Annotated in this window: 22 protein-coding genes; 11 read left to right on the top strand and 11 right to left on the bottom strand. The window is 66.3% G+C overall.

Annotated elements, in window-relative coordinates; genetic code table 11:
* Positions 1-70: 70 nt before the first annotated feature.
* Positions 71-1,297: an MFS transporter gene (locus B0G62_RS01935; protein ID WP_103701984.1), complete on the bottom strand. Its 1,227-nt coding sequence runs from the start codon at positions 1,295-1,297 to the stop codon at positions 71-73.
* Between the two features lie 526 nt (positions 1,298-1,823).
* Between B0G62_RS01935 and xdhA the strand changes: the two genes are divergently transcribed.
* The 4 genes from xdhA (at position 1,824) to B0G62_RS01915 (ending at position 6,930) form a co-directional block, all read left to right on the top strand.
* Positions 1,824-3,362 (top strand): xanthine dehydrogenase small subunit, encoded by a 1,539-nt coding sequence (xdhA, locus tag B0G62_RS01930; protein WP_103701982.1) that lies wholly within the window; start codon positions 1,824-1,826, stop codon positions 3,360-3,362.
* Positions 3,363-3,410: 48 nt separating this feature from the next.
* Positions 3,411-5,765: a xanthine dehydrogenase molybdopterin binding subunit gene (xdhB, locus tag B0G62_RS01925; protein ID WP_103701980.1), complete on the top strand. Its 2,355-nt coding sequence runs from the start codon at positions 3,411-3,413 to the stop codon at positions 5,763-5,765.
* A gap of 27 nt (positions 5,766-5,792) precedes the next feature.
* Positions 5,793-6,380, top strand: a complete 588-nt coding sequence (xdhC, locus tag B0G62_RS01920) for a xanthine dehydrogenase accessory protein XdhC (RefSeq protein WP_103701978.1) — start codon at positions 5,793-5,795, stop codon at positions 6,378-6,380.
* Between the two features lie 154 nt (positions 6,381-6,534).
* Entirely contained in the window at positions 6,535-6,930 is a 396-nt protein-coding gene (locus tag B0G62_RS01915) for a DUF995 domain-containing protein (protein ID WP_103701976.1), read from the top strand.
* 66 nt (positions 6,931-6,996) lie between these two features.
* On the opposite strand, the gene B0G62_RS01910 is transcribed toward B0G62_RS01915, so the two are convergent.
* The 3 genes from B0G62_RS01910 to B0G62_RS01900 form a co-directional block, all read right to left on the bottom strand.
* Entirely contained in the window at positions 6,997-7,998 is a 1,002-nt protein-coding gene (locus tag B0G62_RS01910) for a LysR family transcriptional regulator (RefSeq protein ID WP_103701974.1), read from the bottom strand.
* A gap of 188 nt (positions 7,999-8,186) precedes the next feature.
* A complete protein-coding gene (locus B0G62_RS01905; RefSeq protein WP_103701972.1) occupies positions 8,187-8,840 on the bottom strand; it encodes a 2-hydroxychromene-2-carboxylate isomerase in 654 nt (217 codons plus the stop codon).
* A 173-nt stretch (positions 8,841-9,013) separates the two neighbouring features.
* Positions 9,014-10,432 carry a TAXI family TRAP transporter solute-binding subunit gene (locus B0G62_RS01900; RefSeq protein ID WP_103701971.1) on the bottom strand — a complete coding sequence of 473 codons (1,419 nt, stop codon included), beginning with the start codon at positions 10,430-10,432 and terminating at the stop codon, positions 9,014-9,016.
* Positions 10,433-11,068: 636 nt separating this feature from the next.
* Here B0G62_RS01900 and B0G62_RS01895 point away from each other — a divergent pair.
* Positions 11,069-11,419, top strand: a complete 351-nt coding sequence (locus B0G62_RS01895; protein ID WP_103701969.1) for a BON domain-containing protein — start codon at positions 11,069-11,071, stop codon at positions 11,417-11,419.
* A 231-nt stretch (positions 11,420-11,650) separates the two neighbouring features.
* Positions 11,651-11,911 carry a hypothetical protein gene (locus B0G62_RS01890; protein WP_103701967.1) on the top strand — a complete coding sequence of 87 codons (261 nt, stop codon included), beginning with the start codon at positions 11,651-11,653 and terminating at the stop codon, positions 11,909-11,911.
* Between the two features lie 102 nt (positions 11,912-12,013).
* Here B0G62_RS01890 and B0G62_RS01885 read toward each other — a convergent pair whose 3' ends face one another.
* Complete coding sequence (locus tag B0G62_RS01885; protein WP_103701966.1) at positions 12,014-12,802, bottom strand: sulfite exporter TauE/SafE family protein; 789 nt, start codon at positions 12,800-12,802, stop codon at positions 12,014-12,016.
* Between the two features lie 209 nt (positions 12,803-13,011).
* Between B0G62_RS01885 and rarD the strand changes: the two genes are divergently transcribed.
* Together rarD and B0G62_RS01875 are read left to right on the top strand one after the other, a co-directional pair.
* Positions 13,012-13,914 carry an EamA family transporter RarD gene (gene rarD, locus B0G62_RS01880; RefSeq protein WP_103701963.1) on the top strand — a complete coding sequence of 301 codons (903 nt, stop codon included), beginning with the start codon at positions 13,012-13,014 and terminating at the stop codon, positions 13,912-13,914.
* 105 nt (positions 13,915-14,019) lie between these two features.
* On the top strand, positions 14,020-14,400 hold the full coding sequence (locus tag B0G62_RS01875; protein ID WP_103701961.1) for a DUF5594 family protein: 381 nt from the start codon (positions 14,020-14,022) through the stop codon (positions 14,398-14,400).
* Between the two features lie 7 nt (positions 14,401-14,407).
* Here the strand turns inward: B0G62_RS01875 and B0G62_RS01870 are convergent, their stop codons facing one another.
* From B0G62_RS01870 to B0G62_RS01860, 3 genes are read right to left on the bottom strand one after another with little or no spacing between them, the layout of a single operon-like run.
* Positions 14,408-15,253, bottom strand: coding sequence for a sulfite exporter TauE/SafE family protein (locus tag B0G62_RS01870; RefSeq protein WP_103701959.1), 846 nt, complete (start codon positions 15,251-15,253; stop codon positions 14,408-14,410).
* Positions 15,254-15,282: 29 nt separating this feature from the next.
* Positions 15,283-16,911, bottom strand: a complete 1,629-nt coding sequence (locus tag B0G62_RS01865; protein ID WP_103701957.1) for a bifunctional protein tyrosine phosphatase family protein/NAD(P)/FAD-dependent oxidoreductase — start codon at positions 16,909-16,911, stop codon at positions 15,283-15,285.
* Positions 16,912-16,958: 47 nt separating this feature from the next.
* Positions 16,959-17,294 carry an ArsR/SmtB family transcription factor gene (locus B0G62_RS01860; protein ID WP_103701955.1) on the bottom strand — a complete coding sequence of 112 codons (336 nt, stop codon included), beginning with the start codon at positions 17,292-17,294 and terminating at the stop codon, positions 16,959-16,961.
* A gap of 135 nt (positions 17,295-17,429) precedes the next feature.
* On the opposite strand from B0G62_RS01860, the gene B0G62_RS01855 reads away from it, so the two are divergent.
* The 3 genes from B0G62_RS01855 (at position 17,430) to B0G62_RS01845 (ending at position 19,729) form a co-directional block, all read left to right on the top strand.
* Entirely contained in the window at positions 17,430-18,344 is a 915-nt protein-coding gene (locus tag B0G62_RS01855; RefSeq protein WP_103701953.1) for an MBL fold metallo-hydrolase, read from the top strand.
* A 213-nt stretch (positions 18,345-18,557) separates the two neighbouring features.
* Complete coding sequence (locus B0G62_RS01850) at positions 18,558-19,526, top strand: quinone oxidoreductase family protein (RefSeq protein WP_103701951.1); 969 nt, start codon at positions 18,558-18,560, stop codon at positions 19,524-19,526.
* A 26-nt stretch (positions 19,527-19,552) separates the two neighbouring features.
* On the top strand, positions 19,553-19,729 hold the full coding sequence (locus tag B0G62_RS01845) for a DUF1427 family protein (RefSeq protein ID WP_103701949.1): 177 nt from the start codon (positions 19,553-19,555) through the stop codon (positions 19,727-19,729).
* Between the two features lie 9 nt (positions 19,730-19,738).
* On the opposite strand, the gene B0G62_RS01840 is transcribed toward B0G62_RS01845, so the two are convergent.
* From B0G62_RS01840 to B0G62_RS01830, 3 genes are all read right to left on the bottom strand, one after another.
* Positions 19,739-20,191, bottom strand: a complete 453-nt coding sequence (locus tag B0G62_RS01840; protein WP_103701947.1) for a host attachment protein — start codon at positions 20,189-20,191, stop codon at positions 19,739-19,741.
* Between the two features lie 294 nt (positions 20,192-20,485).
* Positions 20,486-20,620, bottom strand: a complete 135-nt coding sequence (locus B0G62_RS01835) for an entericidin A/B family lipoprotein (RefSeq protein ID WP_027816744.1) — start codon at positions 20,618-20,620, stop codon at positions 20,486-20,488.
* A 151-nt stretch (positions 20,621-20,771) separates the two neighbouring features.
* Positions 20,772-21,875, bottom strand: coding sequence for an MraY family glycosyltransferase (locus B0G62_RS01830; RefSeq protein WP_103701945.1), 1,104 nt, complete (start codon positions 21,873-21,875; stop codon positions 20,772-20,774).
* Positions 21,876-21,959: the final 84 nt, after the last annotated feature.

Below are 21,959 nucleotides of genomic sequence, written 5' to 3'. Positions count from 1 at the left end.
TTGACGCGCCGCCGCGCGGGAGAGGACGAACCGCATCGGGCGTTGCCCGGTGCGGTTTTTTATTGCACTTTTACTGCGCGTCGGACGTAACCGGCTGCGCGAGCGCCGCTTCGCGCACGCTCCTGCGATGCAGCGACACGGAAAGCGCCACGGCGGACGCGGCGGCGATGGCGGCGAACAGGAACACCGAAGCGTAGCCGAACACATTCGCCACATAGCCGGCCAGCGGCCCGGTGATGCCGAGCGACAGATCGAGGAACACCGAATATGCGGACAGCGCCGCGCCGCGGCTCGCCGCCGGCACGAGGCCGACAGCCTCCACGCCGAGCGCCGGGAACACCAGCGCAAAGCCGAAGCCCGTGAGCGCCGCGCCGACTAGCGCGACGTGCGGCGTGGGCGAGAGCCACAGCAGCAGCAGGCCCGCGCACTCGCACGAGAACGAGGCGATGGCCACGCGGAAGCCGCCAAAGGTCTTGATCGTATTCGCGAACAGCAGACGCGCGCCGATGAACATCAGGCCGAATATCGTCAGCGAGAACGCCGCGTTAGGCCAATGGCGCGCCGCGTAAAAGAGCGTGATGAAAGTGGCGATCGAGCCGAAGCCCGCCGAGCCGAGCGCGAGACCCAGGCCATGCGGCAGTACGCGCATGAACACGCTGCGATACGACATGCGCTCGCCGTGCACGAGCGGCACCGGCGCGATCGGGCGCGCGAGCCAGAAGCCGAGCGCGGCCAGCGCGATCATCGACACGCCGAGCATCCAGTAGCCAAGGTAATGCGCCATTTCCACCCCGAGCGGCGCCCCGAGCGCGAGCGCGCCATAGGTGGCGATGCCGTTCCACGAGATCACCTTGGCGTTGTGCGCGGTGCCCACGCGGCCGATGCCCCAGAGGATCGCGCCGGTGCCGCACAGGCTTTCGCCGCAGCCGAGCAACAGGCGGCTCGCGATCAACAGCGTGAGCGACAGGCCGGGCCAATGATCGACGAGCGTGGCGAGCAGCAGCATGACGCCGCTCGCGCCGCAGATCGTCAGGCCGATGCTGACGGTCTTCTTCGGCCCGAGCGTGTCCGCCGAACGGCCGGCGAGCGCGCGCGAACACAGCGTCGCGATGTACTGCACGCTGATGGCCGCGCCCGCGACGACGGTGCTGAAACCGAGGTCGTTGTGGACGTAGCCTGGCAGCACGGCGAGCGGAATGCCGATCGTCAGATAGCAGATGAAGGTGAAAAAGACGACCGGAATGATCTGCATGGTCGTCGACAACCCGGTGCGCGGGGGCGCCAAATCAGCGGACATGGGGAAAACGCGGATGGATAACGGCGGGAAAGGCGCAATTGTCCCATGGAACCGGTTCTTATGCAGGCGTTGAAAAAGCCGTCCGTTGGGCACATCCCACGGTTCTCGTGCGCGTAGACGGCACGCGTGGCACGTAACCGGCCTGTCAACAGGCGGACATCCGCGTGGGCGCAAATGGGCGGAGTTGGGCACGGGTTCGCCGGAATTGATGCGCGGCGGGTATGGACTACGCTCAATGAAAGGAGCGCTGCCATATTCTTGCGCACTGTCCGAACGCCGTTTTTGTCGCATTCGAGCGAAATTGTGCAATGTGAGTGCAAACCGGTCATCGCGCCATAAGCCCCGCACCACGCCGAAGCATCGATTTATCGCCGCGACGATATATCCCCCATGTACTTGCTGCTATGGGATCTCAATATTGGCGGTGATAGTTTTCGAATCGTCCACTGAAAGAATGCGCGGCGCGCGCCGTGAACCCCCGCGAAGCTTTTCCCGCGCGCCGCAGAAACACGACGAGACAGACATCATGAGTGAGCCGATCCGCTTCTATCACCGCAACGCGATTCGCGAAGTCAGCGACGCGGGCGTCACCCGCAGCGTTCTCCAGTATCTGCGCGAAGACGCGCGCTGCACCGGCACCAAGGAGGGCTGTGCCGAAGGCGACTGCGGCGCGTGCACGGTCGTGGTCGGCGAGCGCAATGCCGAAGGCGGCGTGAGCTTCAAGGCCGTCAACGCCTGCATCCAGTTCCTGCCGACGCTCGACGGCAAGGCGCTTTTCACCGTCGAAGACCTGCGCCAGCCCGACGGCTCGCTGCATCCCGTGCAGCAGGCGATGGTCGATTGTCACGGCTCGCAATGCGGCTTCTGCACGCCGGGTTTCGTGATGTCGATGTGGGCGCTTTACGAAAAGCACGGGCATGAGCACGGCGCCGCTCAAGGCGGCGGTTGCGCAGGCAAAAGCGCCTGCAGCGTGCCTTCGCGCGACGCCATCGCCAACGCGCTCACCGGCAACCTGTGCCGCTGCACCGGCTATCGGCCGATCCTCGACGCCGCCGAGCAGATGTTCAAGCTCGATGGCCCGAAAGCGCCCGTCGATGTGAAGGCGCTTGGCGAAGTGCTTGCGACGATCGAGCGCAAGGACACCTTCCACTACGAGCACAAGGGCCAGCAATTCGACGCGCCGCGTACCGTCGAAGCGCTCGCCGCCATCAAGGAGGCGCGCCCGGACACACGCATTCTCGCGGGCAGCACCGATATCGGCCTGTGGGTCACCAAGCAGATGCGCGAACTGGGCAACATCGTCTATGTCGGCCAGATCGACGCGATGCGCGAGATCCAGGTGAGCGACGCGTTCATCGAAATCGGCGCGAGCGTGACGGTGGAGCGCGCTTATGCGGAACTCGCGAAGCACTATCCCGAACTCGAAGAGATGTGGCTGCGCTTCGCCTCGCTGCCGATCCGCAATGCCGGCACGATCGGCGGCAACGTCGCGAACGGCTCGCCGATCGGCGACTCGATGCCGGGCCTGATCGCGCTGGGCGCGCGCGTGGTCGTGCGCGGCGGCGACGTCGAGCGCGAAATGCCGCTCGAAGACCTCTATCTGGCTTATCAGAAGAAGGACATGGCCGAACACGAATTCGTGCTTGCGCTGAAAGTGCCGACGCGCACCGGCGCGCGCGCGAACCTCAAGTTCCGCACCTACAAGGTGTCCAAGCGCTTCGACTCGGATATTTCGGCGGTGTGCGCCGCGTTTGCTTTTATCGCCGATGGCGATACGGTCCGCGAGCCGCGCATCGCCTTCGGCGGCATGGCCGCGACGCCCAGGCGCGCGACGCATACCGAAGCCGTGCTGGCCGACGCGCAATGGCACGAAGCCACGGCGCAGGCCGCGATGATCGCAATGGGCAACGACTACGCGCCGCTCTCGGATATGCGCGCGACCAGCGACTATCGGCTCGAAGCTGCCAAGAACACGCTTTACCGTTTCTGGCTGGAAACGCGTCCGCACGATCCGCTCGCGCCGCAGGCGTTGAACGTGCGCGCGGTGGCGGCGGAAACCGCCTGAAAACCCAGGAAACGGAAGCAGTACGCAAGAGATACGGAGAACTAAACCATGAACCAGCAAGCCGAACCGTTCCTGGAAGAAGCCAAGGCGCGCGAACCTTTCGCCCAGGTGCACGTCTCGCGCCCGCATGAATCCGCGCATCTGCACGTGAGCGGACGCGCCACCTATACCGACGACATTCCGACCGTGGCCGGCACGCTGCATGCCGCGCTCGGGTTGTCGCAGAAGCCGCATGCGCGCATCGTCTCGATGGATCTCGCGAAAGTGCGCGCGACGCCGGGCGTCGTGGCCGTGCTCACCGCCGAGGACATTCCCGGCGTCAACGACTGCGGCCCGATCATCCACGACGACCCCGTGCTGGCCGACGGCATCGTGCAATTCGTGGGGCAGCCGATGTTCATCGTCGTGGCGACCTCACACGATACGGCGCGCCTCGCCGCGCGCCGCGCCGACGTGCAGTACGAAGAACTCCCGCCGATCCTCACGGCGCAGCAGGCGCGCGCCGCGAATCAATCGGTGCTGCCGCCGATGAAGCTCGCGCGCGGCGAAGCGTCCACGCGCGCCGCACGCGCCGCGCATCGCCATGAAGGCGAGATGCTGCTGGGCGGCCAGGAGCAGTTCTATCTGGAAGGGCAGATCGCCTACGCGGTACCGAAGGACGACGACGGCATGCATGTCTGGTGCTCGACGCAGCACCCGAGCGAAATGCAGCATCTGGTCGCGCACGTGCTGGGCGTGGCCTCGCACAATGTTTTGGTGGAATGCCGGCGCATGGGCGGCGGTTTCGGCGGCAAGGAATCGCAGTCGGGCATCTTCGCGTGCTGCGCGGCGCTCGCCGCGTGGAAGCTGCTGTGCCCCGTGAAGCTGCGCCCGGACCGTGACGACGACATGATGATCACGGGCAAGCGGCACGACTTCCACTACACCTACGAAGTGGGCTACGACGATCAAGGCACGATCGAAGGCGTGAGCGTCGATATGACCTCGCGCTGCGGTTTCTCGGCGGATCTGTCCGGCCCTGTGATGACGCGCGCGGTCTGCCACTTCGACAACGCCTACTGGCTGCCCGACGTGTCGATCTCGGGCTTCTGCGGCAAGACCAATACGCAGTCGAACACGGCGTTTCGTGGCTTCGGCGGCCCGCAAGGCGCGTTCGCGATCGAATACATCATGGACGATGTGGCGCGCTCGCTCGGCCTCGATCCGCTCGACGTGCGCCTGCGCAATCTGTACGGCAAGACCGAGAACAACGAGACGCCCTACGGCCAGACCATCGAAGACAATGTGATCCGCGAGTTGATGGACGAGCTGGTGGAAAGCTGCGGCTATCGCAAGCGCCGCGCCGCGATCCGCGAATTCAACGCGAAGAACGAAGTGCTCAAGAAGGGCATCGCGATTACGCCGGTGAAATTCGGCATCGCGTTCAACGTCACGCACTTCAACCAGGCTGGCGCGCTGGTGCACATCTACACCGATGGTTCCGTGCTAGTGAATCACGGCGGCACCGAAATGGGCCAGGGCCTCAACACCAAGGTCGCGCAGGTCGTCGCGCATGAGCTTGGCATCGAATTCGGCCGGGTGCGCGTCACGGCCACGGACACGAGCAAGGTCGCCAATACCTCGGCGACGGCAGCTTCGACGGGCAGCGACCTGAACGGCAAGGCCGCGCAGGACGCCGCGCGCCAGTTGCGCGAGCGGCTCGCCTCGCTCGCGGCCACGACGTGGGGCAAGGGCCGTGTCAGCGCGGCGGACGTGCGCTTCGCCAACGACTGCGCGATCGTCGGCGACGAAGTCGTGCCGTTCGGCACGCTGGTGCAGAAGGCCTATCTTGCGCGCGTGCAACTCTGGTCGGACGGCTTCTACGCCACGCCCAAGCTCTACTGGGATCAGGCGACGCTGCGCGGGCGGCCGTTCTACTACTACTCGTACGGCGCGGCGGTGTCGGAAGTCGTGATCGATACGCTCACGGGCGAAATGCGCGTGCTGCGCGCCGATGCGCTGCACGACGTGGGCGCGTCGCTCAATCCCGCGCTCGACGTGGGGCAGGTGGAAGGCGGCTTCATTCAGGGCATGGGCTGGCTCACCACGGAAGAACTCTGGTGGAAGCCGGACGGCAAGCTGATGACGCACGCGCCGTCCACCTACAAGATCCCGACCGTGAATGACACGCCGCCCGAATTCAGCGTGAAGCTCTTCAACAACCGTAACGCCGAGGACAGCATCCACCGTTCGAAGGCCGTGGGCGAGCCGCCGCTGCTGCTGCCGTTCTCGGTGTTCTTCGCGATCCGCGACGCCGTCGCGAGCGTGGCCGACTACCGCTTCAATCCGCCGATGAACGCCCCCGCGACCGCCGAGGAAATCCTTAAAGGCGTGCGCGCGGTACGCACGATGGCGCGCGGTTGAGACCAGGTCGAACGAGAGGAGCGGGATATGCCAGGTCATCCGGATCATTGCGTGAACGTCGATAAAACCGGCCGTGTCGTGATCGGCCGCCGCAGCACGCCGGTGCCGCAGTACGGGCCGATGCACGTCGTGCTGTTCGGCGCGGGGCATGTGGGGCACGCGCTGGTGACGCTGCTCGGCATGCTGCCGTGCGTCGTGCAGTGGGTGGACGAGCGCGACGAGCTGTTCCCCGACGAAGTGCCGGCGAACGTGCAGGTCGAAGCGACCGACACGCCCGCCGCGATCGTCGATGAAGCGCCGCCCGGCACGTACTTCATCGTGATGACGCACAACCATGCGCTCGATTTCGAGTTGTCGGAGCACATCATGCGTCGGCGCGATTTCGCGTGGTTCGGACTGATCGGTTCGCAGACCAAGCGCGTGAAATTCGAGCGGCGCCTGGTCGAGCGTGGCGTGGCGGCGGAACGTATGGAAGAGATCACTTGCCCGATCGGCGTGAGGGGAATCGTGGACAAGGCGCCGTCGTCGATCGCCGTGGCGGTGGCGGCGCAGTTGATGCAGATGCGGGTGAAGTTGCCGAACGAAGTGCATCGCGAGGCATTCGCACAGGCGTAATCGATTCGAAAGAGCACAAAGCACGCGATAGACGCGTGAATGTAGCAAGCGCATCAATTTGCTTTTGGACCTCGCAGCAGCTTCAATGAATTGGGCGGCCTACGTGCCGCCCAATATGTTTTGTGCTGCTGCATGACGGTAAAAGAGGTCAAACATGAAAGTCCTGCTCGCAAGCCTTGCGGTCGCGCTCCCCGCGCTCGCCTCTTCGCCGGCCTTTGCCGACGGCGCCACGCCGCTCACGCGCGACGAACTCCAGCAACTGCTGCCGGGCGCGCAGATCGAGATCACCTACGAGGACGGCTCGACGACGCTGTGGAAAGACGCCAGCGACGGTAGCGTCGAAGCGGTCTGGAGTTCCGGCTTCATGACGTCGAAGCATCACACGCATCTCGGTACCGGCACCTGGAAAATATCCGACGACGGACAGTTCTGCAGCCATGTGGACTGGCGCAAGGACGTCACCGACTGGTGCCGCTCAGTCGTCAAGACCGGCGATGGTGACTTCGTGCTAGCGGGTCAGCCCGAATGGAAAATGAAGGTGTCGAAGTAGCTCAGCAAGCGTCGCGCTGAGCCAGGATTTTCCATCGATTCGGTATCCGAATGATTCGGCGTGGAATCAGGCCTCTTCCTGCGTCGATGCAGAAACCGCCTGCGCGCCCGGTTTGCTACGCGTGCCGCTCGCACGCTTGCCGCCGCGCACCGTCAACGACGCCGACACGCCTTCGATCAGATCGCGCAGCCAGTGCACGTCGCTCGGCCGGTCCGGTTGCGGATGCCACATCTGATAGCAGCGAATGCGCGGAAATGCGAACGGCGGCTCGGCGACGGCGATCGGCAGCAGCCCTGCGTAGTGCGTCGCGAAGCGCCGCGTCGTGGTGAAGATCAGATCGGATTGCAGCAGCACCTGCGGCACAAGGCCGAAGTAGGGCAGCGTCGCGACGATGTGCCGGTGCGCGCGCGCCTTCGCGAAGCCGATATCGACAGGGCTGGCGTTCGCGCCGGTATAAGGCGTGGGCGCGAGGTGCGCCGCCGCCAGGTAAGCCTCGCGCGTGAGCGGCCCGCGCGCGAGCGGATGCTCGGCGCGCATCATGCAGACGATGCGGTCCGTGAACAGGTCGCTGCGCGCGAAACGCGCGTCCGGCTTCGGCCAGTTGCCGATCACGATGTCAAGCTCGCCCGCCTCCAGCGCGCCGTAGTGGTCGAGCGTGGGCGACAGCGACAGGATCTCCAGCCGGGCCGCCGGTGCCGCCTCCCGAAACCAGGCGATCAGCGTCGGCATGAAGAAGTCGTTGAGGTAATCGGGTGCGGCCACGCGGAAGGTGCGCTTCGAGCGCTCCGGGTCGAAGTCGCCGTGCGGCGTGGCGACGAAATCGACGTCGCGCAGCACGCGCTGGGCGTGCGCGAGCAGCGACTCGCCATATTCGGTCGGCACCATGCCGGACTTGCCGCGCACGAGGATGGGGTCGCCGAGGATCTCGCGCAGCCGCCGCAGTGCCGTGCTGATGGCCGGCTGGGTCTGGTTCAGCCGCAGCGCGGCCTGCGTGACGCTGCGCTCGACCAGCAGCGTGCGCAGCACGCGCACGAGCCAGATGTCGAGGGAAAGGGCAGTGTCGTCCATGTGATGCAAAGGCGTGGGGGCTTGAAATCCGGCTCTGGAGGCCGCGTGGGGAGCGGCTGCCGTGCTGCGCGCGCACGGCTTCAGGCATAACCTTATGCCGCCACGCGCCCGGCCGCCATAGGGTGCGCCCTATGGCGGGCATCAGTTGCGCCGCCGAGGGTCGCGCCTGACGCAGATTCGGACTGGCCTTAAGCGGTTTCCGGCTTGACCAGCCCCGAGGGCAGCGTGCTGATGCGCTTGACCTCGCGCGAGTCGAGCCAGTTCGGCGAGCGCGCGACGTAGAGCACCATCGGCAGCGCGTCCTCGCCCCAGAAGAGCTGTTTGTTCATCCAGAAGGTCGGCACGCCGAATACACCCATCGAGATCGCATCGTTGGTGTAGCGGCGCAGTTGCGCGCGCACCGCTTCCTCTTCGATCAGCGCCTCGCCGTGCGCGATGCCCACGCGCTCGCACAACTGCTCGAAGCCTTCGTCGCTCGACGGGTCGCGGCCCTCGCGCCAGATGAAACGGAAGATCTCGCGCACGCAGGCGAATTCGCCGCCCGCGGCGATTGCCAGCAGCATCGGCTTGACCGAGTCGAACGGATGCGCGGGCGGCATCTTCAGCGGAATGCCGAGCTGTTCGGCGCGAAAGAGCGCATGGCGATAGGTGAAGATGCGCTTGGCGGGAACCGCGCCGCCATACGGCGTGCCCCAATGACGGTAGAGGTCGCTGAGCAGAACCGGCGTCGGCACGAAGTCGAAGCCCGGCCACTTGTCGTACTGCTCCAGCAGCAGGTACGAGAACGGCGACACGAAGTCGTAGAACCAGGCCGGCTGGTTGGCGTCGATGCCGCGGATCATGCTGTTCCTCCGAGATGGGCTTCATGCGGACCGCACCGGCGGCCCGTCGTTCGAGTATCGATCGTATTCGGTTCTGCGTGCTGCTTTTTTACCTCGGGACTTTCCTCACGTGCCCGCCCCGGCCTTTGTCCTGCCTGGGCGCGGCTTGCGGGTTCGTCGGCATCCGGGGCTGTTCAGTCCTGGGCGCTGCCTTTGCCTTGCGCTTCATGCGCTTCGTCCGCTTTGTCCGCTTCGTCGCGCGTCGCTTCGAGCTTCTCGCGCACGGCCAGCAGCCGCTCGCGCACGAAGCCGATATGTTCGCGCAGCACGTAAAACTGCCCCGCATAAGCGAGCGGCATCTTCATGCCGTTCACCGACTCCTCGATCTTGTCGAGCTGGCGCATGAGCGAGCGGCGCTCTTCGGGCGAATTGTCGGCGAGCGCGGCGCGCTCCAGCGCAATGAGCGAACCGTACCAGCGGTAGATCCGCGATTTTACCCGCCAGGCGTAGAGCCCAGGCACGAGACGCAGCCCCGGAATCAGCACGACGATGATCGGCACGAGCACGACGAGCAAGCGGTCGGCGAGACTCGCCAGCCAGAACGGCAGCAGCCGATAGAGGAAGCTCTTGCCCGATTTGTAGTAGCGTGCGGCATCGTCGCTGATCGGGAAGTCCTGCGCGCGCGGCGCGGGGAATTCGCCCGCGCGCTGCAGCAGCGTCGAGCGCCCGTGGACTTCCTTGGCCGCTTCGATGAGCAGGTCGGAGAGCGCCGGATGCAGCGAGTCGCGCGCGACCAGTTCGGCCGTCGGCGCGATGAAGTGCAGGGGCGCGGCGGGCAGGTTGCGCCCGAAGTCGAACGCGCCCATCGGGATCGTGATCGCCGTGAGGTAGGGGAAGCGGCGCGCATAGGCGTCGGCCTGGGCGAAGTCGAAAAAGCGCACACCCGGCATACGCATGAGGCGGCCCATGACCGGCGGCTGCGCGGAATCGCCCGCGAGAAACGCCACGTCGATCTTGCCCGCCACGAGCGCACGCGCGGCGTCGTCGCCGGACAGCGGCAGCAGTTGGGTCTTGCCGTCCGGCTCGATGCCGTTGGCCTTGAGCAGCGCGAGCGCGAGTTCGCGCGTGCCGCTGCCTTGCGCGCCGATGGCGACGCGCTCGCCTTCGAATTGCGACAGACGCGTGACGGGCGGCCCGTGATAGAACACCGCGAGCGGCACATAAGCCACGCTGCCCAGCGAGACCAGTCCCTCGGGCACCTTGCTCGAGAGACCGTCCTGCACGAACGCGACATCGACATGCGAGGCCGGGTCGGACAGGCGCGCGAGATTCTGCGCCGAGCCTTCCGATTCGAGCACGTTCAGCGTGATGTTGTTGCGCGCGAGGATCGTCTTGTACTTCTGCGCGGCGCTCCAGAAGGTGCTGCCCTTGGGGCCGGCGCTCATCGTCAGGGTGCTGGGCGGCGCGGGCTGGATCAGCCGCACGGCGAGCCAGATGGCCGCCACGCTCACCAGCAGGATGGGGCCGAACGAGACGGCCAGGTCGCGCCACGAAATCGCCACGAAGCGTGCGACGAGACGGGCAGGAGGTTTGCGGCCGGAGGGGGACTTCATCGGGCAGTGGTGGGCCTCGGGAGGTTCGGGTCTTGCGGCGGCGGATCGTCCGGGCGTGTCTGGCGATCGCTAACCGATCGCTAGCGATTGGCGCCTCGCGGGCGCGCTGCGCGCCGCCGCCGGTGCAGGGGCGATGTGTCATGAGTGCGTCGTGCGCCCGCCGCCTGCCGATGTTACATGAGAATGGCGGCCGCAGCGCCATGCGGCGAGGCGTGGCGCGCACGCCGCGTCGGCCCCTAAATCCTTTGCGCTTGCGCGCCGCCCAGGCTAAATTGTGAGTCGCTGCGGCGCGCTCAGGCGCTCCGCCCGAAATCCAGCACAGAGTCGAATCGATCGACCGCGACTATGACAAGCAAGCACACAGAAGCTTGATAGCAATCGACGCAGGCGTATTGCCTCGCGCAACCCGATCCTTGCCTCTCGCCTCAGCGTGTCCTGACCATGGCAGTGTCGCTACGTCTTGACGCGCGCATGCGCTCGCATGCCTGCCCGTGGGTGTCGTACCGAAGCCGTCAGACTGGGCCGGACGGGCCACTTCGTCCAGCCACAGGAAGAGGCGGTCCATTTTCGCCACGTGGCCAGGCCATGAGCGAAGCAACGTGTGAAGCAACAACGCGATAGCAATAAGGAGAAAACATGAAATCGGTCGCTTTTCTGAAGACTCTGGCCGCTGCGGCCTGCGTGACGGTCGCATGCAGCGTGTATGCGCAGGGCAATTCGGCGGCGAGCGCCGCGGCCACGACGTCGGCGGCCCCGGCGCCGTCCGCCAAGAAGGTTGACCGCAAGCTCGGTTATACCGTGCGCAAGGCGCTCTCGAAGGCCCAGGGCCTCGACGTGTCGAACATCACCGTGCGTTCGCGCTCGGGCGCCGTCACGCTGACCGGCACGGTGCCGGATCAGGGTCAGATCGACCAGGCAGGCCAGGTCGCGCAAGGCGTGGCAGGCGTGAAGTCGGTCGCGAACAAGCTGACGGTCATGCAGCAATAAATGCAGCCGTAATCGGCCGCGAGCCGCCTCGCTTCGGCGAGGCGCGCGAAGTACCGCGAGAACAGGCCCCGGCGCGTAACCGGGGCCTGTTTTTTTCGGACAATCTGCACGGGCAATGGCGGATGTGCGGCATTAAATGTGGACTGACACACAGCTTTCGCGTGTTTGGGGGTATACCTTGGAATCATGCAGACCCCATGAGTCGCTTGTGGCTCCTTGCCGGACACTGTCATGACCATTCATACCTATGCCGACTTGCCGCTCGTCGATCGCGCAGCCTTCGAACTGGCCTGTGCGCGGCACGGCTTCGCTCCAATCCACTTCAACGTGAGCGGCGAAGCCGATCCCGATGATCCCGAGCATGGCGAATTGCTGATCGTGCGGCGCGGCGCGTGGGCCCAGGCCTACCGTATCGACGCGCGCGGCCAGTGGCTGCGCCAGTTCGAGACCGATCTGAACGGCCGCTTCTTCAGCCGCGCGCCTTACGCCTGAGCCGCAGGGCCGCACGGGCGGGAAAATAACGGGGAAAGACGCGCGGCGGCATGGCCGCGCGGGTGGAGGGTATGCCTGCCCGCGATCGGACCGCGGACCGGATCAAGCCAGCACGAGTCGCACGCCCACGAGCGTGAGCGTCGCGGCGAGCAGCATGCGCAGCAGTTTCTCCGGCGCGCGCGAGGACAGCATGCTGCCGATGGCGATACCGGGCAGCGAGCCGCACAGCAGCGAAAGCAGCATCGACCAGTCGATCGAGCCAAGCAGCCAGTGCCCGGCGCCCGCAAGCAGCGTCAGCGGCACCGCATGGGCGACATCGGAGCCGACGATGCGTACCGTCGGCAGCGCCGGATAAAGCAGCAGCAACACCGTCACGCCGATCGCCCCCGCGCCCACCGAGGTCAGCGACACCAGCGCGCCCAGAATCGCCCCCGTGAGTATCGTGAAGAGCAGCGTGCGCGTTTCGCTCGGGCCGTGGCGATGGCGCGCCGCGAAGGCGGCCAGCTGAGGCCGGAATAGCAGGGCGACCGCCGTGATCAGCAGCGCCGCGCCCAGCACCGCCTGGATCAGATGCCCGGCGCGCGGCGTGTCCATGCCGTAGCGATGCAGCAGTATCAGCGTTATGGTGGCCGCCGGTACGCTGCCGGCCGCAAGGCGCAGCGTCACGCGCCAGTCCACCGACCCCTTGAGCCCGTGCACCAGCGTGCCCGCCGACTTCGTCGCGGCCGCATAGAGCAGGTCGGTGCCGACGGCGGTGGCGGGGTGGACGTTGAAGAGCAGCACGAGGATCGGCGTCATCAGCGAGCCGCCACCCACGCCAGTCAGGCCGACCAGGAAGCCGACCGCGAGGCCGGACAGCGAATAGAGCGGTTCGATATGAGGTAGGTGCATCGCGGCGGCGCGGATCGGCGAAAGTCCGCTATTGTCGCAAAACCGGCGCTCGGGCGCTGGGATGGACGAAATCTTCCTGAAATTCTGTGCTACGGTTTTGTCCCGCACCGATGCCTCCGACCGTGGTGACGGCCGAATCCGCCGGCACGATCGGCGTCAATCGCGTGTCAATCGCGTGCCAATCTCGCATCAATCCAACCCGAACGCCTATGAATTCCGGCATCGCCTACGCCCTGTCCGCCTTCGTGATGTGGGGCCTCTTTCCGATCTACTTCAAGACGCTCCACCGGATCCCCGCCCTCGAAATGCTCGCGCATCGCATGGCGTGGTCGCTCGTGTTCATCGTCGGCGTGCTGGTCGTGCGGCATCACTGGAACTGGCTGCGGCCCGCGCTGCGCGACCGGCGGCTGGTCGCGCGCTTCGCGGCGAGCGCCGTGCTGCTCTCGGCCAACTGGGGCATCTATATCTGGGCCGTCAACGCCGGGCATATCGTCGAGGCGAGTCTTGGCTACTTCATCAATCCGCTCATCAACGTGGTGTTCGGCTATGCGTTCCTGCGCGAGCGGCTGCGGCCCCTGCAATGGTGCGCGGTGGCGATCGCGGCGCTGGGCGTGGCCTGGCTGACCTGGCAGAACGGCGCGCCGCCGTGGATCAGCCTTGCGCTCGCGGCGACCTTCGGCGGCTATGGGCTCTTGCGCAAGACCGCGAAGCTGGGCGCGCTCGAAGGGCTGACGCTCGAAACCGTGCTGCTGTTTCCCGTGGCGCTCGTTTATCTGACGGCGATCGGTCTCGCGGGCGCGAGCCATTTCTCTCATGCGTCGCTCGGCGTGCAGTTGCTGCTGGCCGCGGCCGGGCCGGTCACGGCCGTGCCGCTCCTGATGTTCGCGGCGGCCGCGCGGCGCATTCCGTTGTCGATGCTCGGGCTGATCCAGTACGTCACGCCCACGCTGCAACTGCTCACGGGCGTGCTGATCTACGGCGAGCCGTTCGGATCGGTGCGCCTGATCGGCTATGGCGCGATCTGGGTCGCGCTCGCGCTCTATTCGCTCGAAGGGCTGCGGGGCACGCTGGCTGCGGCGCGGGCCGCCCGCTCGGCGCGCGTCGCCGGTTGAAGAAGCGGCGGGCCTACGCGCTCGCGTCCAGGCTGGCCGATGCGGCACGCGTATGCGACGATGTGCCGGACGACATCAGAACATAAGCCACGGAGACACCCGCGCATGAGTAACGAAGCCCTCCATCGATTCGAAGAGGCGTTCGCGCCGCGCATCGCCGCGAAACTCGCAGGCCATTTCGGGCCGACGGTGCAGGTCGATGTCGTGCCCCATGCGGGGCATGGCCACCCCACGCGCGTGCGCCTGCGTGGCGAGCCGGGCGAGGCGCGGCATCCCTATGCGTATGCGCTGAATGTCTCGCTGACCTGGGACATCGACGAGATCGAGCGTCTCATGGAACCCGGCGGCGAGGCGCGTTTCGCGCACTACCTGGAAGCGACGGTGCGCAAGATGGCGTCGTGGGAAACGGCGCGCCCCGTGGACTTCGCCACGCGCACGCAGGGCGAGCCGGAGATTTTGATCGGCGGGCTGGATTTCGAAGGTTGAAGCAGACTCAAACGATGTTTGAGGCCACGAGCGCGTGGACGGCCTTCACGGCCATGCCCACCGCGACGCAGCCCGCGAACACCGCAAACGACTGCTGCAGGCGCGCGCCGCTCACATGGCGCGCGAAGCCGCGGCCCACGAGCATCCCGGCTAGCGCGCCCGCCGCGAACGGCAGCGCATCGAGCCAGAGCATATGACCGCTCGCCGCCGAAGCTGCCACGCCCGCCGTCGATACGAGCGCGATCACGGCGAGCGACGTGGCGACGATGCCCTGCATCGGAATATCGGAGGCGCGCTTGAGTGCCGGCACGATCACGAAGCCGCCGCCCACGCCGAGCAACCCCGAGAGAAACCCGGCCATCGCACCTGAAAGCGCGAGCGCCCGCGCGCAGGGCGCGGTCCAGTCGAGTTTGCCGCGTTCGAGATTGAGGCGGCAGGGCAGGTCGGAGGGGTAGGGTTCGGCGCCGCCGTGGAGGTCGTTGGCCGTGCCGGCGGGCTGGCGAAACATGCGCCACGCCACGCGTGTGAGCACCAGCGCGAACACCAGCATGAGCGGCGCATCCGGCACGCGATGCGCCACCCACAACCCGGCGGGCGAGATCACCGCGCCGGCAGAGGCCATCAGCGCGGCGGCCTTGTAGCGCACCTTGCCTTCGCGCAGCGCGAGCAGCGCGCCGATGCCCGCCGCAAGCGCCACCGCGAAAAGCCCGATGGGCGCGGCCTGCGCCACGCTCAAGCCCAGCCCGAACACCAGCAGCGGCACCGCGACGATGGCGCCGCCCGCGCCCGTCAGCGCCAGAATCAGCCCGACGACCGAGCCGAGCGCGGTGCTCACGAACAGGGCGGTGTCCATCGCGGCGTCTCCCTTTTATCGTTATCGACTCAGCCTTGCGCGTCGCTGGCCGTTGCGCCCGTGAACCACTCGCGGCCCTTGAGCATGCCGCTCCAGTAAAAGCGCGGCAGGAAGCTGGCCTTGAGGAACCACATCAGGCGGCGCGGGCGCGTCGGGTCGAGCGGGAAGGTCGGCAGCAGCTTGCCGCCGTAGCCGAACTCGGCCAGCAGGACCTTGCCTTTTTCGACCGTGAGCGGGCACGAGCCATAGCCGTCGTAGCGGTAGCGCATTTCAGCGTGAGCGCGCGCGGCCAGCAGGTTTTCGGCGACGATCACGGCCTGCTTGCGCGCCGCCGCGCCTGTCTTGGCATTGGGCGCCGAGCACACGTCGCCCAGCGAAAACACATTGGGCCAGCGCGGATGCTGGAGCGTGGCGTGATCGACTTCGCACCAGCCGGCCGCATCGGCCAGATCGCTTTCGCGGATGAAGTCGGGCGCGACCTGCGGTGGCACCACATGGATCATGTCGAAGCGCTTGTCGACGCGCGTGACGTTGCCATCGGCGTCCTTCACTTCGAAGGTGGCCTTGCGCGCGGGGCCGTCGATGGCGACCAGGTTCGAGCTGAATTCGAGCTGGGCGTTGTAGCGCTTCACATACGCCATGAGCGGCGGCACGAAGGTCGGCACGCCGAACAGCACGGCGCCCGCCAGATCGAATTCCACCTTCACCTTCGGCAGCACGCCGCGCTTCATCCAGTGGTCGCAGGCGAGATACATGGCCTTCTGCGGCGCGCCCGCGCATTTGATCGGCATGGCGGGCTGCGTGAAGAGCGCGGTGCCGCCCTGCATCTTTTGCACGAGTTCCCACGTGTAGGGCGCGAGGTCGTAGCGGTAATTCGAGGTCACGCCGTTCTTGCCGAGCGTGTCCTGAAGCCCGGCGATCCGCTCCCACGCGAGCCGCAGCCCAGGCGCCACGATCAACTGCTTGTAGGCGACGCTCTCGCCGTTCGTGAGGCGCACGAGATTCTGCGCGGGGTCGACGCGCTCAGCGCCGGCGCGAATCCACGTCGCGCCTTGCGGCATCACGCTCGCCATCGGGCGGCGCGTCTTTTTCACGTCGAAAGCGCCGCCGCCCACGAGCGTCCAGGCGGGCTGGTAGTCGTGGTGATCGTTCGGCTCGACGATGGCGATGCGCAGATTGCGCTGGCGGCGCAGCAGGCTCGCCGTCGCGCTGATGCCCGCCGTTCCGCCGCCGATCACGACGACGTCCCACGGCTCGGCATGGCTGGCGGCTTTTGCGCTGGACGCGCTGGCCAGGCTCGAAGCGGCGAGCGGCGCTGCCACGGCGCTCGCCTGCGCGAACTGCCAGAGATTGGTCGCGCGGTTGCCGGTGCGGCAGTAAGCGAGCACGGGCGCGGGCAGATCGGCGAGCCGTTGCGCGAATTGCGCGATATCGTCGGCGCCGATCTTGCCGGGCGTGACCGGCAGATACGCGAACTGCAGGCCGAGTTGTTCGGCGGCCGCGCGGATGTCGCTCGACGCGGGCTGCGCCGGGCCGCCTTCGCCATCCGGCCGGTTGCAGATGACCGAACGGAAGCCCGCGGCCGCGATGGCGGCGAGATCGGCGGGCGTGATCTGGTCGGCGCTCGCGAAGCGCGAGTCGTGTTGCACGATTTGCATGGGCTCGAATGCTCCTGGTATGGCTGAGTGAATGGCGGCGGCGGTGCTCAGGCCGGACGGGCTTTAAGTCGGCCGCAATACAGGCTGGAGAGCGTCTGCATCACCTGGACGACTTCGTTGCCCGCGAGGCGGTAGTAGATGTACTTGCCTTCGCGGCGCGTCTCGACGAGGCCTTCCTCGCGCAGCACGCCCAGGTGCTGCGACAGACTGGGCTGATGCACGCCGACAAGCGCTTCAAGCTCGCCGACGTTGCGCTCGCCTTCGACAAGCTGGCAGAGCAGCAGCAGACGGTCTTCGTGTGCGAGCGCCTTGAGCAGCGCGCAGCACTTTTCGGCGGATTCGCGCAGCGCGGCGAGCGCATCGGGCGTGATAGGGGCGTTCATAGGCGGCGATGGGTCAGACGACAGGAGGGGATGCGCGACATCATGGAACGACTGACAGTCTGTTGACAAACATTATATCGATTCATAATATGTGTTTCAATAGAACAAGCGAACAAGCGCCGCATGGAGTTGCCGATGTCCGATCACACCACCGTCCCGTCAGCCGAAGCCGCCACCACCGCCACCGCCACCGCCGCTATCGTCGAGCCGTTCTTCGATCCGGTTACGTCCACCGTCACCTACGTCGTGCACTCGGGACGCGGCTCGGCGTGTGCGATCGTCGATCCGGTGCTGGACTACGATCCGAAGTCGGGCCGCACGTCCACGGAATCGGCGCAGCGCGTGATCGCCTTCGTGCGCGAATACGGTCTCACGGTTCAGTGGCTGCTGGAGACGCACGCGCACGCCGATCATCTTTCGGCGGCGCCGTTTCTCAAGCAGCAGCTGGGCGGCAAGATCGCGATCGGCGAGCACATTCGCATGGTGCAAGGCGTGTTCGGCAAGGTCTTCAATCTGGGCGGCACGCTGGCCGGCGACGGCAGCGAGTTCGACCATCTGTTCGCCGACGAGGAAACCTTTCACGTCGGTCCGCTCGCGGCGCGCGCGATGCATGTGCCCGGTCATACGCCCGCCGATCTCGCCTACCAGATCGGCGACGCTGTGTTCGTGGGCGACACGCTGTTCATGCCCGATGTCGGGTCGGCGCGTTGCGATTTTCCGGGCGGCGACGCGCACACGCTGTATCGATCGGTGCGCAAGCTGCTCGATCTGCCGGGGCAGACGCGGCTTTTCATGTGCCACGACTATCCGCCGGAGTCGCGCGGCCCGCGCTTCCAGAGCACGGTCAGCGCGCAGCGCGAGAGCAACATCCACCTGAACGACAGCGTGAGCGAAGACGCCTTCGTGCAGATGCGCAGCGCGCGCGACCGCACGCTGGCGATGCCGAACCTGATTCTGCCGTCGATCCAGGTGAACATCCGCGCAGGCCGCTTGCCCGAACCGGAGGACAATGGCGTGCGCTACCTGAAGATTCCGCTCGACGCGCTTTGATCGAGCCGTCGATCATGCGTCGGGCGCGCGATTGTTGCCCTGATGCAGATCAGCGCCTGTCACCGCAACGGCCTGCCTTCGCGCAGGCCGTTCGTCTTTTGCGCAGGCGACCCGATCCGGCTTTGTCCGAAATTCGAAAGCATCTGTCCACTCGACTGTCTGCCGACACTCTAGACTGGCTTCATATCGCAACCCGACCTAGCGGAGTCCACCATGAAAGCCATCCAGTTCAAGACCTTCGGCAAGCCTGACGTCCTCGAACTCGTCGATCTGCCCACGCCCGCGCCCGCCGAGGGCCATGCGCTCGTACAGGTGAAAAGCGCGTCGGTGAACCCGAGCGACGTGAAGAACGTTTCGGGCCACTTCGATCACACGGTCCTGCCGCGCGTGCCGGGCCGCGACTTCAGCGGCGTGGTGGCCGCAGGCCCCGACGAGTGGATCGGCGCCGAAGTCTGGGGCACGGGCGGCGACATCGGCTTCACGCGCGACGGCACGCACGCGGAATTCATCGAGATTCCGGCGGCGGCGCTCGCGCGCAAGCCGCGCGCGCTCACGCACGCGCAGGCCGCGTCGATCGGCGTGAATTTCGTGGTGGGGTGGCTGGGCACCGTCGATTACGCGCAACTGGCGGCGGGCGAAACGATCGCCGTGATCGGCGTGTCGGGCGGCGTGGGCGGGGCGGTCACGCAGATCGCCAAGGCGCGCGGCGCGCGTGTGATCGGCGTCGGGCGCGAGGCGCCGGATGCGGATTCGCCGGCGGCTCGCCTGATCGACGCCTTCGTGCCGATGGACGGCGACACCGCCGCCAAAGTGCGCGAACTCACGGGCGGCGCGGGCGCGGACGTGGTCTATGACGCGGTGGGCGGCGTGGCGTTCGAACTGGCGCTGTCGCTCGTCAAGCGGCGTGGGCGCGTGGTCGAGATCAGCGCCACGGGCAAGCGCCGCGTGGAGTTCGATCTGATCGACTTCTATCACAACGAGACGCAATTGCTAGGCGCCGACAGCGCGAAGCTCGGTGTCGCCGAAGCCGCGCCGATCATGCGCGCGCTGGCCGAGGCCTTCGATGCGGGCAAGTTCGCCGCGCCCGTGGTCGCCGGGCGTTTCCCGCTCGAACGTGCGCAGGACGCCTATGCGGCCGTTGCGGCGGGCACGCGCGGGCGCGTCGTCATCGACATCGCCTGAACCGGTTTCGAATTCGGGAGTCCGTCATGAAGGCTTATCTGGTTTCGTTCGCCGTGGGCACCCTCGCGGGCCTGCTTTACAGCGTGCTCGACGTGAAATCGCCCGCGCCGCCCACCATCGCGCTGATCGGCCTGCTGGGCATGCTCGCGGGCGAGCATGCCATCGGCTTCGTGCGCACCTGCATCGCGCATCTGGCGGGGTGATTTTGCGGTTCAGATCTGCGCGCGCACCAGCCGCTCCGGGAAGTGCGTGCGCAGCGTGCGCGCGTCGAGCAGCGCGAGATCCTTGTCGAGTTCCAGCGTGACGAGGCTCTTCGTCTGCGCGTCCAGCGCCTTGCGCAGCACGCCGAGGAAGGCGGGCGGCGCGGCGAGCACGAGCGTGCCGTAGCGGCCATCGCTGCGGGCCTTGGCGAGCGTGGTGGCGACCTGCGCGGCGAACACCGTGGATTCGTGCTCGTGGTGGGCGGTATCGGGATCGCTCGACTGGCGGCCCGCGGCCGAGCGCTCGGTACGGCCCGAGCGGTCGCTGACGAGGCTCTGTTCAGGCACGCGGCTTTCCGGATGGAGCAGCGTTTCGATCTCCTCGATGGCGCCCAGCGGATTTTCGGTCGTGAAAATGCGCGCAGTCACGCGGTTAGCGACGACGACCCAGATCGACTTCGACATGCTTGCCTCCCTGCCAGTGCTCCAGCCGAACGCAACGAAATTCGCTGCCGAAGCGATGAGTGGACTCGCGCGGCGCAGTGCGGCGCGAATATCAAGGGTAGCGCTTTCGCGCCCGACGGCGGTGCAGGGTGCACGAACTTTTTGGCCGGAACGGCGGCGACTGCCGCGCGCAAAAAAGGGCGCGAGCCATTGAAAAGCAGAAGGGCCGCTCGCGCACGGTGCGGGAGCGGCCCTGGTGGCGTCAGGCGAAGCGAACTGACGGATGCCTGGCTACGAACTTATCTGGCTGGGGGCTTACTTCGCCTTGTCGGCCGAATTGGTGATGGCGTTGCCGCCCTTCGAGATATCTTCGCCCGCGCCGGCAATCGTGTTGCACGCAGCGAGCGTGACGGCAAAGAGGGCAAGGGCAAACGCAAGGTAACGCTTCATGTGGCTCATATCGGCTCTCCTTTTGATGGAATCCCCAGCAACGAACTCAACGAATACATCGAAAACCCGCCTGATGCCCACCATCAGGCGCTGTCATCGGGTCGATTGTACGCGTGAACCGGGGCCACATGCGCCGGCGTGCCGACGGCCCTCAAGTCCGCCGATGCTTGCGCACCACGAGCCACTTGGGCGAGCGAAACCGCACGATGCTCACGTAAAGCCACACGTAAGTGAGCGCAAACACCACCACGAAGCAGAACAGATGCAGCGTGTGACGCCAGAACAGGGTGGCCGGAATCACCGCGATCAGGCACAGCAGCCAGAGATACGGCGAGGTGAGCGAATTGCGGCGCGTCAGCTCGCGTGCGGTGCGCGCGCCGACGGCCCAGCGCATCAGCCGCTTGTAGACGAGCATGTGCAGGTGCACGCCGTCGGGGATGCCCGGCGACATGCCGCGCACGAACTTCTTCCGGTAGATCGAAAAACAGGTCTCGAAGATCGGGTACATGAACAGCAGCACCGGATACCACGCCGAGACATCGCGATTGCGCATCACCAGCAGGATCGACAGCTCGGCCAGCATGAAGCCGATGAAGTACGCGCCGCCGTCGCCGAGAAAGATCAGGCCGGCCGGGAAGTTCCACATGAAGAAGCCCAGCACCGCGCCCATCATGATGAACGATGCCGAGAGCACGACCGGATCGTGGACCTGGAAGGCCACGTAGGCGAGCGAGGCGAACATCATGAACGCGACCATCGAGGCGAGGCCGTTGAAGCCGTCGATGATGTTGATCGCATTGGCGAGCGCCGCGACGGCGAGCACGGTGATGACGCAGGAAATCGCCGCATACGAGAGCAGGAAATCCAGCGGCGGCACGCTGATGCGCGTGACCGCGATGCCCAGCAGAAAATACGCGAGCGCGGCGGCCGCCATGGTGCAGATCAGGCGCGCGAGCGGAGAAACCTTCTTGGTCAGATCCTCGACGAGACCCGCGGCAAAAGCGGGCAGCCCGCACGCGACGATGCCGAGAATGCCGCCCGAAACCGCCGGATACGCGCCATGCAACTGCGCCGCGGCGACGATCAGCCCGACCAGGATGCCCGCGCCGCCGATGCGCGGCACCGGACGCGCGTGAAATTTCTGCACGCCCGCCAGGTCGGAATCGACGGAAAACCTTTCATGCAGATGCGCATAACGCACGATCAGCAGCGTGACCAGCAGTGAGACGATGAAGCCGAGTGCGAAACTAAGCATGAAAGGTAAACGCAGGGCGCAAAAGGGGAATGCGGGATTATACAAAGGCGGCGGGGCGCGCCTGGGCGTGTCCTTCAAGGTGCA

This window comes from Paraburkholderia eburnea (assembly GCF_002917095.1).
In the GTDB taxonomy this organism is placed as follows: domain Bacteria; phylum Pseudomonadota; class Gammaproteobacteria; order Burkholderiales; family Burkholderiaceae; genus Paraburkholderia; species Paraburkholderia eburnea.
The sequence above is the reverse complement of the archived record's forward strand: the minus strand, read 5'-3'. Positions and strand labels throughout refer to the sequence as shown.